General features: G+C 56.0%; 14 protein-coding genes. 12 read left to right on the forward strand and 2 right to left on the reverse strand.

Going from position 1 to position 12633, the window contains the following annotated elements:
- Positions 1 to 82: 82 nt before the first annotated feature.
- The 5 genes from OZ410_RS04490 to OZ410_RS04510 all read left to right on the forward strand — a co-directional run bounded on the left by OZ410_RS04490 (position 83) and on the right by OZ410_RS04510 (position 4675).
- Positions 83 to 1330 carry an NAD(P)/FAD-dependent oxidoreductase gene (locus OZ410_RS04490; protein WP_277706721.1) on the forward strand — a complete coding sequence of 416 codons (1248 nt, stop codon included), beginning with the start codon at positions 83 to 85 and terminating at the stop codon, positions 1328 to 1330.
- Between the two features lie 80 nt (positions 1331 to 1410).
- Positions 1411 to 1971, forward strand: a complete 561-nt coding sequence (locus tag OZ410_RS04495; protein WP_277706722.1) for a YeeE/YedE family protein — start codon at positions 1411 to 1413, stop codon at positions 1969 to 1971.
- Positions 1971 to 2384: a YeeE/YedE family protein gene (locus tag OZ410_RS04500; protein WP_277706723.1), complete on the forward strand. Its 414-nt coding sequence runs from the start codon at positions 1971 to 1973 to the stop codon at positions 2382 to 2384. The genes OZ410_RS04495 and OZ410_RS04500 overlap by 1 nt, the downstream gene beginning before the upstream one ends.
- A 103-nt stretch (positions 2385 to 2487) precedes the next feature.
- Complete coding sequence (locus tag OZ410_RS04505; protein WP_277706724.1) at positions 2488 to 3840, forward strand: glucoamylase family protein; 1353 nt, start codon at positions 2488 to 2490, stop codon at positions 3838 to 3840.
- The gene (locus OZ410_RS04510; protein WP_277706725.1) at positions 3830 to 4675 is read left to right on the forward strand and encodes an endonuclease/exonuclease/phosphatase family protein; all 846 of its coding nucleotides are present in this window, start codon (positions 3830 to 3832) and stop codon (positions 4673 to 4675) included. The genes OZ410_RS04505 and OZ410_RS04510 overlap by 11 nt, the downstream gene beginning before the upstream one ends.
- Here the strand turns inward: OZ410_RS04510 and OZ410_RS04515 are convergent.
- Positions 4672 to 5430, reverse strand: coding sequence for a sulfite exporter TauE/SafE family protein (locus OZ410_RS04515; RefSeq protein WP_277706726.1), 759 nt, complete (start codon positions 5428 to 5430; stop codon positions 4672 to 4674). The two genes, OZ410_RS04510 and OZ410_RS04515, sit on opposite strands and share 4 nt — an antisense overlap.
- Before the next feature lie 67 nt (positions 5431 to 5497).
- Here OZ410_RS04515 and OZ410_RS04520 point away from each other — a divergent pair, with 67 nt between their 5' ends.
- The gene (locus tag OZ410_RS04520) at positions 5498 to 7330 is read left to right on the forward strand and encodes a sodium:solute symporter family protein (RefSeq protein WP_277706727.1); all 1833 of its coding nucleotides are present in this window, start codon (positions 5498 to 5500) and stop codon (positions 7328 to 7330) included.
- A gap of 3 nt (positions 7331 to 7333) precedes the next feature.
- Positions 7334 to 8422 carry an acyltransferase family protein gene (locus OZ410_RS04525; protein ID WP_277706728.1) on the forward strand — a complete coding sequence of 363 codons (1089 nt, stop codon included), beginning with the start codon at positions 7334 to 7336 and terminating at the stop codon, positions 8420 to 8422.
- On the opposite strand, the gene OZ410_RS04530 is transcribed toward OZ410_RS04525, so the two are convergent.
- Positions 8412 to 9011: a riboflavin synthase gene (locus tag OZ410_RS04530; protein ID WP_277706729.1), complete on the reverse strand. Its 600-nt coding sequence runs from the start codon at positions 9009 to 9011 to the stop codon at positions 8412 to 8414. The genes OZ410_RS04525 and OZ410_RS04530 overlap by 11 nt on opposite strands.
- Positions 9012 to 9069: 58 nt before the next feature.
- Here OZ410_RS04530 and pdxA point away from each other — a divergent pair, with 58 nt between their 5' ends.
- From pdxA to accB, 5 genes are all read left to right on the forward strand, one after another.
- Positions 9070 to 10146, forward strand: coding sequence for a 4-hydroxythreonine-4-phosphate dehydrogenase PdxA (gene pdxA / locus OZ410_RS04535; protein WP_277706730.1), 1077 nt, complete (start codon positions 9070 to 9072; stop codon positions 10144 to 10146).
- A gap of 56 nt (positions 10147 to 10202) precedes the next feature.
- Positions 10203 to 10748 (forward strand): YceD family protein, encoded by a 546-nt coding sequence (locus OZ410_RS04540; RefSeq protein ID WP_277706731.1) that lies wholly within the window; start codon positions 10203 to 10205, stop codon positions 10746 to 10748.
- Positions 10749 to 10753: 5 nt separating this feature from the next.
- On the forward strand, positions 10754 to 10951 hold the full coding sequence (gene rpmF / locus OZ410_RS04545; protein ID WP_277706732.1) for a 50S ribosomal protein L32: 198 nt from the start codon (positions 10754 to 10756) through the stop codon (positions 10949 to 10951).
- Positions 10952 to 11113: 162 nt separating this feature from the next.
- Positions 11114 to 12109: a beta-ketoacyl-ACP synthase III gene (locus OZ410_RS04550; protein WP_277706733.1), complete on the forward strand. Its 996-nt coding sequence runs from the start codon at positions 11114 to 11116 to the stop codon at positions 12107 to 12109.
- 27 nt (positions 12110 to 12136) lie between these two features.
- On the forward strand, positions 12137 to 12628 hold the full coding sequence (gene accB, locus OZ410_RS04555; protein WP_277706734.1) for an acetyl-CoA carboxylase biotin carboxyl carrier protein: 492 nt from the start codon (positions 12137 to 12139) through the stop codon (positions 12626 to 12628).
- Positions 12629 to 12633 lie beyond the last annotated feature (5 nt).

Raw genomic sequence — 12633 nt, forward strand, 5'->3', positions numbered from 1 at the left:
ATTTCCCACAGAACTGTAACCTCGGTTACACAGGCCTAAGGGTGGGTTGCGTACCTTTATATCGTCTTTAAAATACCTGACCATGGACAAACATTTTGAAATTCTGATCATCGGCGGAGGCACCGCGGGGATCATGACCGCTGCAACCCTGCTCAACGCAGATCGGAAATTAAAAGTAGGCATCATAGAACCTGCGGAAACCCACTACTACCAGCCCGCCTGGACCCTGGTAGGCGCAGGTACCTTCAGCTATAAAAAAACCGCCCGCCCCATGGCGTCGGTGATCCCCAAAGGCGCCACCTGGATACAGGATGCCGCTACCGGCTTTGATCCGGAGAACAATACGGTAACCACCCAAAGCAAAGGCGCCCTCACCTACGATTACCTGGTAGTGGCCCCGGGCCTGGTCTATGACAACAGCCTGGTTCCCGGCCTTGGAGATGCCCTGGATAAAGGGGTGGTCTGCAGCAACTACACCGACCCGGAACACACCTGGGAGGTAGTGCGCAATTTCAAAGGCGGCACTGCCTTGTTTACCCAGCCCACCACACCTATAAAATGTGGCGGCGCCCCCCAGAAAATCATGTATCTGGCGGAGAGCTATTTCCGCAAATCCGGAGTGCGCAGTAAAACCGATGTGGTTTTTGCCACCCCGGGCACTGTGATTTTCGGGGTGCCGGAAATCAAAAAAACCCTGCTGGAAATTGTGGACCGCAAGGATATCAACCTGCGTTTCGGCTATAAGCTGGTTAAGGTAGACGGACCCAACCAGATTGCCTGGTACGAGTTTGCCGACCATATGCGGGAACACAACCACAAACACATCAAAACGGAGACCGATGGCAACCTGACCGGTATCCATTACGACATGATGCACACGGCCCCGCCTTCAGTAGCTCCCGAATTCATTCAGAATTCCCCTCTGGTGAATGCCTCCAAGTGGGTGGATGTGGACAAACATACCCTGCAACATACCAAGTATCCCAACATTTTCAGCCTGGGCGATGTAGCCGGTTTGCCCACGGCCAAAACCGGGGCGGCCATCCGCAAACAAGTGCCTGTGGTGGTAGACAACATCCAACTGCTGCGTTCCCGCAATATCCTCGGGAACAAGGCATACAACGGATATTCTTCCTGCCCCCTGGTAACGGATTACGGAAAAATGGTATTGGCCGAATTTGATTATGACAACAATTTTACGCCCGACCCCAAGCTGAAGCAGATGCTGATTTCAGATTCCTCCAAGGAACACTGGCGGCTGTGGATGCTGAAAAAGTATGGGCTGCCTTACCTTTACTGGAATAAGATGCTCAAAGGCAAAGAGGTATAGTCCTTTTGTAACCCAGGTTACGGAACTCCGGGCAAAGCCCTTGTTTCTTTGCATCCTTAATAAACGAAACCCTTTATCTAATGGATTGGATTTATGAACCCTGGCCGTGGTATGTCTCCGGCGCGGCCATTGCCCTGATCATGCTGCTATTGCTGCTGGTGGGTAAGAACTTCGGAATGTCTTCGAACCTCAGAACCCTTTGCACCATCTGCGGGGCAGACCGGAAAGCCGAGTTTTTCCGCTTTGACTGGTCTGCGCAGAAATGGAACCTGATCGTGGTGCTCGGGGCCATTATCGGGGGCTTTATCGCCTCCTTCCTCCTGACGGCAGACCCGGCCGTGCACATTAACCCGAATACCGTCCAGGGCCTGCAGGCTCTCGGTTTTGAAAGCGCAGGCACAGCCTATCTGCCTTCTGAACTCTATGCCATGGACGTCCTGACCGACCCGAAAAGCCTGTTGCTACTGGCCATAGGTGGTTTCCTGGTAGGTTTTGGCGCCCGCTATGCAGGGGGGTGTACCTCCGGGCACGCCATATCGGGATTGAGTAACCTGCAATGGCCGTCTCTGGTAGCCGTTATCGGCTTTTTTGCCGGTGGCCTGTTTATGATTTATGTCTTATTCCCTTTAATCTTTTCGTAATGCGTACACTGAGCTATCTTCTTATTGGTATCGTTTTCGGAATTACCATGTTCAAATCCGAGGCGGCCTCCTGGTTCCGCATCTACGAGATGTTTAAGTTTGACGCCTTCCATATGTATGGTATCATCGGTACGGCCGTGGTACTGGGGGTGATCATCGTGGCGGCCATCAAAAAGTTTAAGATCAAATCCTTTTACGGGGAACCCATTGTTTTTGAACCCAAGGAAAAGCGTTTCTGGGGCTACGCCCTGGGGGGAGTGCTTTTTGGTCTGGGTTGGGCGCTGGCCGGGGCGTGTCCCGGGCCCATGTTCACCCTGGTTGGAGCCGGGTTCCTGCCCATTCTGGTGGTGATCGCCTTTGCCATTCTGGGCACCTTTGTTTATGGCCTTCTGCGGGATAAACTGCCGCATTAACTCCTAACTTTCCCTATCTTGGGGAGAGGAAAATGACCTGCGTGCCAGGGCGGGTCCGGCTATTTTGGCCCGGACCCGCCGGCCGTAGGCGAAGGCAGGTTCCATGAAAACACTTTTGAGCCTGGCGCTGTTAGGCCTGTTGTCCTGCAGCCGGGGGGACACCCCTGCCGCGGAACAGACACCTGAACCGGCAGGAACCAGTCTGTCGGACGGGGAATTACTTTCCCTGGTCCAACAAACCACCTTCAAGTATTTCTGGGATTATGCGCAGCCCCACAGCGGGGCTGCCCGGGAGCGTTACCATCCGGCAAACCCGGCCCTGGATGCCCATGTGGTTACCACAGGGGGTTCCGGTTTTGGACTAATGGCACTGCTTGCGGGCATGGAAGGGGGGCTGGCTCCCCGCGAGGCGATCCTCACCCGCCTGGAGCAAATCCTGGACTTTTTTGAGCAGGCCGATCGTTACCACGGGGCCTGGCCCCATTGGCTGGACGGCCAAACCGGCAGGGTGATCCCATTTAGCCCCATGGATAATGGTGGCGACCTGGTAGAGACAGCTTTCCTGGCCCAGGGCCTGGTCTGCATTGCGGAGTATTTCCGAACAGGGACGGAACGGGAACGGGCGCTTTCCGAAAAGGCCGAAACCCTTTGGAAGGGGGTGGAGTGGGACTGGTATACCCAGGGGCAGGAGGTGCTGTACTGGCACTGGAGCCCGGAATTTGGGTTTGCCATGGACCTTCCCCTGAAAGGCTATAACGAAACCCTGATTGCCTATATCCTGGCGGCCGCTGCCCCTCAGCACAGCATTTCCAAATCCATATACGATGCCGGATGGGCCTCAGGCGGGCAAATTGTTTCGCCTGCATCCGCCTATGGCTACCCGTTGGGCTTCCGACATGTGGGGGAGCCCGCCAATGGGGGCCCCTTGTTCTGGTCGCATTACAGCTTCCTGGGGCTCGACCCCAGGAACCTCTCGGATTCGTATGGGGACTACGGGGCGGCGGTGGGTAACCACGCCCGCATCAATTACGCGTACTGCCTGGACAACCCGGGGCAGCACCCGGGGTACAGCGCCGATTGCTGGGGTCTTACGGCCAGTTATTCTCCCAACCCGGATGGTTCCCTGGGGTACGCCGCCCACAGCCCGGATTCGGACAAGGGGATCATTGCACCCACGGCAGCCCTGTCTTCCCTCCCGTATACGCCGGAAGCCTCCCTGAAAGCCCTGCGCTACTTTTATAGCCAGCGCGGCCGGCTGCTGGGGCCGGCCGGCTTTTACGACGCCTTCAGGCCCGGAGGGGATTTTTGGGTTGCCGAAGCCTACCTGGCCATAGACCAGGGACCTATAGTGGTGATGATCGAAAACTATCGGACCGGCCTCTTCTGGGAGCTCTTTATGCGGCACCCCGATATACAGGCCGGCCTGGACAAATTAGGATTCAGTTATGGGAATTAAAACACGCTTCAGTTGCGGGATACTCCTGCTAATGGCCGGGATCGCATCCGCGCAGGACCTCTCCGTGATGACCTACAACATCCGCTATGACACCTCAGCGGATGGCCCCAATGCCTGGAAGTTCCGGAAGGATTTCCTGATCCGGCAGGTGGCCTACCACGCCCCGGATGTGCTGGGGATACAGGAAGGGCTGGCCCATCAGGTGGAGGCCATGGATGCCGGCCTGCCCCAATACACCCGATTTGGGCGCGGGCGGGATTCCCTGCCTACGGCGGGGGAATTTTCGGCCGTGTTTTACCGGGAGGACCACCTGGAGTTGGAGGAATCAGGCACGTTCTGGCTATCTGAAACCCCGGAAGCCCCGTCCCGTGGATGGGATGCGGCCCTGAACCGCATCTGCACCTATGGCCGGTTCCGTCACCGGGAAAGCGGCCGGAGGTTTTACCTGTTCAACACCCATTTTGACCATAAGGGGGAAGTGGCACGGGCCCGGAGCGTTGCCCTGCTGCTGGAACGCATGGCGGCGGTGCAGACCCAGGGGTATCCCGTAGTCCTGACCGGAGACCTGAACCTGGAGCCGGATTCGGATCCTATCCTGTTGCTATCCGGCAAGATGCAGGATGCACATGCCGCTGCTGCGGACCGGGCATACGGCCTCCCCGGAACCTTTAACGGCTTTGATTGCGAATCCCCGGTTACCCGCCGGATTGACTACATATTTGTGAGCCCGGGAGACTTTGAGGTGGTGCGGCATGGCATCCTGAGCGCTACGCGGGAAAAAGGCTTCCCTTCCGATCATTTCCCGGTACTGGCGGATTTGCGCTTTACCGACTAGCGCAGCAACATCAGCACGGCGCCCAGGGCGGTGAGGATTAGGATCAATCGGCGGAAGATGCCTTCCCGGATGCGCTTTACCAGCCAGATCCCGAAGAGCAACCCCAGGATCAGGGCAGGCAGCAGCCAGAGGTTTACATGAAGCACGCGCAGGTCTATGGTTTTCCACACGAAGATGTGGAAGGGCAGCTTAAAGACGTTAATGATCAGGAATAACCAGGCCGCGGTGCCGATAAAGGCGTTTTTGGGCAGGCGCATGGCCAGGAAGTAAATATTGGAAAAGGCGCCGGCCAGGTTCCCCACCATGGTCGTAAAGCCGGCCAGGCTGCCGATGAAACCGGCAAAGGCCCAGTGTTTAGGGACCCGTTCGGATTTGCGCAGGTCCCACCAGGCCATAATCCCCACACTGCCCAGAATAATGGCAGCCATGGCCCATTTGAAAACCGATTCGGGCAGGTCCTTCCCGGTCCACACCCCGATCAGGATACCCAGGATCATCCAGGGGAGGAATTTCCAGATATAATTCCATTGGGCATGGCGGTGGTAGTAGATCACGGCAAAGACATCCCCGAAAATCAACAGGGGCACCAGCAGCCCTGTGGATTGCCTGGCACCCAGCGCAAGGGCCATCAGGGTAACCGAGAGTACGGCCGTCCCTTTGATCCCGGACTTGGAAAGCCCCTGGATAAAGGCCGCGCCAAGCGCCAGCAGCCAGGTGGTCAATGCGAGTTCGTCGGGGGCCGGGAGGGAGGTCATAGGCAGGGGTGAGCGGGTTAAAGGTATCTTAAAAAATAATATCTTTAATCCCTAACCCAACCAAACGATGCAACTCAATACCTTAGACTACAGCCTGATTATCGGGTTCTTTAGCCTGGTGCTGCTGATCGGGATTCTGGTCTCCCGCAAATCCGGACAAAACACCACCGAATATTTCCTTTCCGGCCGCAGCATGCCCTGGTGGCTGCTCGGGTTCTCGATGGTGGCAACCACCTTTTCCACAGATACCCCCAACCTGGTTACAGACATTGTCCGCAGCAATGGTGTAGCCGGAAACTGGGTCTGGTGGGCCTTCCTGCTTACCGGCCTGCTCACCGTTTTTGTGTATGCCAAGCTGTGGCGCCGCTCCGATGTAACCACGGACATGGAATTTTACGATCTGCGTTATGGCGGCAAGCCTGCCCATTTCCTAAGGGGTTTCCGTTCGGTTTACCTGGGGATTGTCTTTAACATTATGGCCATGTCCGCAGTTACCCTGGCCGCCATCAAGATCGGGCAGGTCATGCTGGGCTTAAGCCCGGTGGAGACCGTGCTCATCGGAGGGGTAATCACCGTGACCTTTAGCGCCGTGGGCGGCTTCCGCGGGGTGGTCTATACCGATTTCATCCTGTTTTTTGTAGCCATAGCCGGGGCGGTGGGTGCTGCGATCTACCTGGTAAACCTGCCCGAGGTTGGGGGGGTAAGCCAGCTGATTGCCCACGAAAATGTAAGCGGAAAACTTTCCATCCTGCCGGACTTCAGCGATACCGAAGCCCTGATCGGGCTGCTGATCATACCCCTGGCGGTACAGTGGTGGAGTGCCTGGTACCCGGGCGGGGAGCCTGGTGGCGGCGGTTATATTGCCCAGCGGATGCTGGCCGCCAAGAATGAAAGCCACGCCATAGGCGCCACGTTCTTCTTCAACATTATGCACTACGCCCTGAGGCCGTGGCCCTGGATCCTGGTGGCCCTGGCCTCCCTGGTGCTTTACCCTGATGTAGCCAGCATTCACGAGGCCTTCCCCAACGTAGAAGCGAGTAAACTGGGGAACGACCTGGCGTATTCGGCCATGCTTACCAAACTCCCTAACGGATTGCTGGGCATTGTCCTGGCCTCGCTCGGGGCGGCCTATATGTCCACGATATCCACTCATCTGAACTGGGGGTCATCCTACGTAGTCAACGATTTCTACAAGCAACAGATCCACAAAGGGGCCTCGGAGAAGGAACTTGTAGCCGTGGGCCGGATCACTACCGTAATCCTGATGGTGTGCAGCGCCCTGCTGGCCCTGGTACTACAGAATGCCCTGCAGCTTTTTGACATCATCCTGATGTTTGGGGCGGGAACGGGATTGATCTTTATCCTGCGCTGGTTCTGGTGGCGCATAAATGCCTGGAGTGAGATTTCCGCCATGTTTGTATCCGGGATTGTTTCCCTGTTGTTCAACCTCACGGACCTTGGGACTACCCTGTTTGGGGGTGCCGACATGGCTGGAGAGGCGATCGCCGGGGTATTCCCTGGCTGGAGCCGCTTCCCGATGGTGGTGCTGATCACCACCGTGGTCTGGGTGGTGGTCACCTTTGTGACCCCGCCTGAAACCACAGGGACCCTGAGACGGTTCTATAAGAAAACGAGGCCCGGTGGCCCGGGCTGGCGCAAAATTGTGGAGGAGGCCCAGGCAGATCAGGTAGAACTGGAAGAGCCTGGCAAGGCCTGGACCGTGCCCTACGGGGTGCTGGCCATGCTCATTGGCTGCGTCCTGGTCTACGGTGCCATGTTTGCCACCGGGAACTGGATTTACGGCAATTACGCCCTGGCTTCGGGCCTGACCGTTGCCGTGGTGGTGGCCGGGTTCCTGCTGCTGCGGGTTTGGAAAGAAATTAAAGGTGATATTCTCTAAATTATGAAACAACGTATTCTCTCTGTAGACATTTTCCGGGGCCTGACCATTGCCCTGATGATCCTGGTAAATACCCCCGGTACCTGGCGCGCCATCTACGCACCCTTCCGCCATGCGGAATGGGATGGATACACCCCAACGGACCTGGTGTTTCCCTTTTTCCTGTTTATTGTGGGCACCTCCATAGTCTTTGCCTATCGGAACAAGCAACCCTCGGCGGCTACTTACAAAAAAATAGGGGTCCGGGTGCTGAAATTGATTGCCCTGGGGATCTTCCTGGGGGCCTTTACCATTCAGTGGCCCTTCTTTGACCCCTTTGAAGAAATCCGGTTCCCCGGAGTGTTGCAACGCATTGGGGTAGTCTTTGGAATTGCGGCCCTGCTCTTTTTACACCTGAACTGGAAAGCCCTGGTCGGGGTGGCCGTAGCCCTGTTGCTCGGCTACTGGGTCTGGATGGGTTTTATCCCGCTGGACGGGCAGGCACCTACCCTGGAGCGGGCGGCCAACAACTGGGCCAATTACATCGACCTGAACGTTTTCGGCTCCCATATGTACAAGGACGACTACGACCCGGAAGGGCTGTTAAGTACCCTGCCGGCCATCGTGACCAGTTTGCTGGGGATTTTTACCGGCCTGCTCCTGGTTTCCGAAAAGGCACAGAAAGTGCGCAAGATGCTTCTGATGGGCGTAGGGTTGCTGGTTGCCGGAACGCTTTGGGACCTGGTATTCCCCATCAACAAGGCGCTTTGGAGCAGTAGTTTTGTCCTGGTTACCGCAGGGTGGGCCAACCTGGTCCTCGGGGGCATTTACTACCTGACGGATGTGAAGGGCGTTCAGTTTGGGAGCATTTTCCGCTATGCGGGTTCCAACGCCATCACCCTGTATTTCCTGTCCAGTTTTGTCTCCAGCCTCATGCACCAGATCCAGGTGGGTGACGGGCAAAGCGTGCACGGCTGGCTTTTCGACACCGTGTATGCCCATAACGGAATGCCCCTGGAATTATCTTCCCTGCTTTACGCGTTGTCCGTGATGGGCTTCTACCTGCTGCTGGGCTGGTGGTTGTACAAAAAGGAGATCTTCATCAAGGTTTAGGCAGGTGGGGGGCCAGCAAGGCCGCCACGTACTTGCCGATCATATCGAATTCCAGGTTTACCCGGTCCCCGATGCGGTACCCCTTAAAGCGGGTATGCTCGTAGGTATAGGGGATAATGGCCACGCTAAAGCGGCCGGGGGAAGAATCCACCACGGTCAGGCTAACGCCGTCCACTGTAATTGAGCCCTTCTCGATGGTCCGGTTTCCCCTGTCCGGGTCATACTGGAAATGGAAGCTCCAACTGCCGTTGTGTTCCCCGATTTCCACACAGGTTGCGGTCTGGTCCACATGACCCTGCACCAGGTGGCCATCCAGGCGCGCCCCCAGCACCATGGCGCGTTCCAGGTTCACCAGGCTGCCCACCTGCAGGTCGCCCAGGTTGGAACGTTTCAAGGTCTCTTCCACAGCCGTTACGGTATAGGTTTCCCCATCCACGGCCACCACGGTGAGGCATACCCCATTGTGTGCGAGGCTCTGATCGATTTTCAGGGCCTGTGCCAATTCCGATTTCAGGCGGATGTGGAGGTTAGTTCCGTCTTGTTCCAGGGCTTCCACCACCCCAAGGGTTTCGATGATACCGGTAAACATAGTAGCGCGAATTTGAGTACTTTTATGCCATTATAAGCGGTACAAAGGTACGTTATTCATGCAGGAAGAAAGCCATAAACCAAAAGTAGGGATCTCGGTAGGGGACCTTGGGGGCATCGGGTGCGAGGTCATCCTGAAAACCTTTCAGGACAGCCGGATGCTGGACTTCTGTACCCCCGTAATTTTTGCCTCTGGCAAGACCCTGTCCCACCATATGCAACAGCTGGACCTCCAGCTGAAATTCCAGGGGGTGCAGGATGCTGCCTCGGCCATTGATGGCCGCATCAATGTGGTTAACATCTGGAAAGACCATCCGCTGGTCCCTGAAGGCAAAGCTACTGCCGAGGGCGGCACCTATGCCATCAAATCCCTGCGTGCGGCCGTGAAGGCCCTTCGGGAAGGGGATGTGGATGTGCTGGTCACTGCCCCGATCAACAAAAAGAACGTACAGAACAAGGACTTCCAGTTTCCGGGGCATACGGACTACCTGGCCCAGGAACTCGGGGGCGAAAGCCTCATGTTTATGGTGACCGATTCCCTGAAGGTGGGCCTGCTTACGGACCATGTACCCGTGCGGGAGGCCCCGGAGCTGATCACCCAGAAACGGATTACGGCCAAACTAAAAGCCATGGAGGAGTCCCTGATCCGGGATTTTGCCATTCGTAAACCCCGGATTGCGGTGCTCGGTATCAATCCGCACAGCGGGGATGAGGGAGTAATCGGAAAGGAGGACGACGAAGTCCTTAAGCCCGCCCTGAAAAAGCTCATAGATGCCGGCCACCTGGTTTTCGGACCCTACGCGGCAGACACCTTTTTTGCTTCGGACAATTACCGGAATTTCGATGCGGTCCTGGCCGCTTACCACGACCAGGGGTTGATCCCCTTTAAAACCTTATCTTTCGGGAAAGGCGTTAATTTTACCGCCGGGCTTTCGCGTATACGCACCTCCCCGGACCACGGAACGGCCTATGATATTGCCGGAAAAGGGATGGCAGATTCCTCCTCTTTTACCGAGGCGGTGTTTTCGGCCCTGGAAATCTTCCGCAACCGGACCGAATATGAAGGCCTGACGAAAAACCCCCTGCAAAAGGTTCGCCTGAAGCGCAACACCAAGGGGAAAAACCGCGAGAAATAGTTTGCTCAACTATTGGGATTTAGCAAAAATTGGGTATCTTTGCCCGCCCTAAGCGTATGGATAGAAAGATGAAGATCAGGGATTACGACATCCCCTTCTCGGGACTGAAGCTGGGGAAACATCAGTTTGAATATCAAATTGATCAAACGTTCTTTGACGCTTTTGGCTATGAGGAATTCAACGGCGCCAGCCTCCGGGCAGACGTCACCCTTGAGAAGATGAGCACCATGCTGGAGTTGGAGATGCAGGCTGCGGGCACGGTAAACGTGAACTGCGACATCACCAACGAGCCTTTTGACCTTCCGGTGGAAGGCGGGCTAAAACTGGTGGTCAAATTCGGGGAGGAGTACAACGATGAAGACGACGAGGTCCTGGTGCTCCCGCACGGGGAACACCAGTTGAACATCGCCCAGTACCTGTATGAAATGCTGGTCCTGGCCGTGCCCTCCAAGCGGATCCACCCCGGGGTTGCGGACGGCACCCTGAAAAGCGAGATGCTGAGGAAACTCGAGGAATTACAGCCAAAAGCGCCTGATAACAAGACAGACAAGACGGACCCCCGATGGGACGCCTTACGAGATTTACTAACGGATAAAAAATAACGAGCATGGCACATCCTAAACGCAAAACCTCCAAGACGCGCAGGGACAAGCGGCGCACGCATTACAAGGCTTCTGCCCCTACGCTGGCCAAGGATCCTTCTACCGGAGAGGTGCACCTTTTCCACCGGGCCCATTGGCACGAAGGTAAGCTGTATTACCGGGGTCAGGTTCTGGTCGACAAGACGGAAGAGGTCTCTGCCTGAGCCACCCTTTAACGCATCAAACTCCCGCTGCCCAGTTGGGAGTTTTTTTATGGCCCAAAAACAAGGAAAAGAAGTGCTTTTTGGAACCATGTGCCAAATAATCCTTAATTTTCACCAATTTTGAGGCCTTTTTGAAGGTTTCTTGATCAAAACAGCAACGTAATGAGTAGTATTACGGCAGCGATTACCGCTGTAGGGGCATACCTTCCCGACTACAAACTGACGAATACCATCCTTGAAACGATGGTTGATACCACGGACGAATGGATCACCACGCGGACTGGGATCAAGGAACGCCGCATCCTCAAGGATGCCGATAAAGGAACCTCATACCTGGCCATCAAGGCCGCTGAAGACCTGCTGCAGAAGAAAAACCTGGACCCGGCCGAGATTGACCTGGTGCTGGTAGGCACGGCCACCCCGGATATGCCCGTGGCTTCCACCGCGGTTTATGTGGCCGCCCAAATCGGGGCGGTAAATGCCTTTGCCTACGATATGCAGGCCGCCTGTTCTAATTTCCTGTACGGCATGTCTACAGCCGCACGCTATATCGAATCCGGCCGCTACAAGAAAGTCCTGCTGATTGGGGCGGACAAGATGAGTTCCATTATCGATTACACCGACCGGACCACCTGCATTATTTTCGGGGATGGTGCCGGCGCCGTCCTGTTCGAGCCTTCCGAGGAAGGCTACGGGCTGAAGGACGAATACCTGCGCTCCGACGGGAAGGGCCGCGAATTCCTGAAGATCGAAGCCGGGGGCAGCCTGATGCCGGCCACGGAAGAAACCGTACGCAACAAGAAACACTTTGTATTCCAGGACGGCAAATCCGTTTTTAAATTTGCCGTGTCGAATATGGCCGATGTAGCCGCAAAGATCATGGAGCGGAACAACCTGAGCCACGACGATGTGGACTGGCTGGTGCCTCACCAGGCGAACAAACGCATCATAGATGCTACCGCCAACCGTATGGGCCTTGAGGCCTCCAAGGTCATGATGAATATCGAAAAGTACGGAAATACCACTTCCGCCACTTTGCCACTGTTGCTCTTCGATTACGAGAAGCAACTCAAGAAGGGAGACAATCTTGTTTTTGCCGCCTTTGGGGGTGGCTTTACCTGGGGAGCCATCTATCTCACCTGGGCATACGATTCTTAACGAAAGCAACTAACTAAACCGAGATCCATGGATATTAAAGAAATTCAGAGCCTGATCAAGTTCGTGGCAAAATCCGGGGCCAGCGAAGTAAAGCTGGAGACGGATGAAATCAAGATTACGATCCGGACAGGTGCCGCGGGCAGGGAAGGAGAGACTACCATCGTTCAGCACGTGCCCATGGCGCACGGCATGCCGGCCCCGGCCCCTGCGCCCCAGGCCGCCCCGGCCCCGGCCCCCGCTGCCGAAGCTCCGGCCAAGTCGGATGAGAATGACTCCAAGTACATTACCATCAAATCCCCGATCATCGGGACGTTTTACCGCAAACCGGCCCCGGATAAGCCTAACTTTGTAGAGGTTGGGGACAGTATCTCCAAGGGAGACGTGCTTTGTGTGATCGAGGCCATGAAGCTCTTCAACGACATCGAGTCCGAGGTGTCCGGAAAGGTTGTCAAGGTCCTGGTAGAGGATTCCTCTCCCGTGGAATTCGACCAGCCCCTGTTCCTGATCGACCCTTCATAGGCCTG

It is taken from the genome of Robiginitalea aestuariiviva (assembly GCF_029537735.1).
GTDB classification, from domain to species: Bacteria; Bacteroidota; Bacteroidia; order Flavobacteriales; family Flavobacteriaceae; genus Robiginitalea; species Robiginitalea aestuariiviva.

Bases quoted from the DNA above. Each gene is read 5' to 3' on its own strand.
- OZ410_RS04490 (WP_277706721.1), top strand. From the start codon at position 83: ATGGACAAACATTTTGAAATTCTGATCATCGGCGGAGGCACCGCGGGG.
- OZ410_RS04495 (WP_277706722.1), top strand. From the start codon at position 1,411: ATGGATTGGATTTATGAACCCTGGCCGTGGTATGTCTCCGGCGCGGCC.
- OZ410_RS04500 (WP_277706723.1), top strand. From the start codon at position 1,971: ATGCGTACACTGAGCTATCTTCTTATTGGTATCGTTTTCGGAATTACC.
- OZ410_RS04505 (WP_277706724.1), top strand. From the start codon at position 2,488: ATGAAAACACTTTTGAGCCTGGCGCTGTTAGGCCTGTTGTCCTGCAGC.
- OZ410_RS04510 (WP_277706725.1), top strand. From the start codon at position 3,830: ATGGGAATTAAAACACGCTTCAGTTGCGGGATACTCCTGCTAATGGCC.
- OZ410_RS04515 (WP_277706726.1), bottom strand. From the start codon at position 5,430: ATGACCTCCCTCCCGGCCCCCGACGAACTCGCATTGACCACCTGGCTG.
- OZ410_RS04520 (WP_277706727.1), top strand. From the start codon at position 5,498: ATGCAACTCAATACCTTAGACTACAGCCTGATTATCGGGTTCTTTAGC.
- OZ410_RS04525 (WP_277706728.1), top strand. From the start codon at position 7,334: ATGAAACAACGTATTCTCTCTGTAGACATTTTCCGGGGCCTGACCATT.
- OZ410_RS04530 (WP_277706729.1), bottom strand. From the start codon at position 9,011: ATGTTTACCGGTATCATCGAAACCCTTGGGGTGGTGGAAGCCCTGGAA.
- pdxA (WP_277706730.1), top strand. From the start codon at position 9,070: ATGCAGGAAGAAAGCCATAAACCAAAAGTAGGGATCTCGGTAGGGGAC.
- OZ410_RS04540 (WP_277706731.1), top strand. From the start codon at position 10,203: ATGGATAGAAAGATGAAGATCAGGGATTACGACATCCCCTTCTCGGGA.
- rpmF (WP_277706732.1), top strand. From the start codon at position 10,754: ATGGCACATCCTAAACGCAAAACCTCCAAGACGCGCAGGGACAAGCGG.
- OZ410_RS04550 (WP_277706733.1), top strand. From the start codon at position 11,114: ATGAGTAGTATTACGGCAGCGATTACCGCTGTAGGGGCATACCTTCCC.
- accB (WP_277706734.1), top strand. From the start codon at position 12,137: ATGGATATTAAAGAAATTCAGAGCCTGATCAAGTTCGTGGCAAAATCC.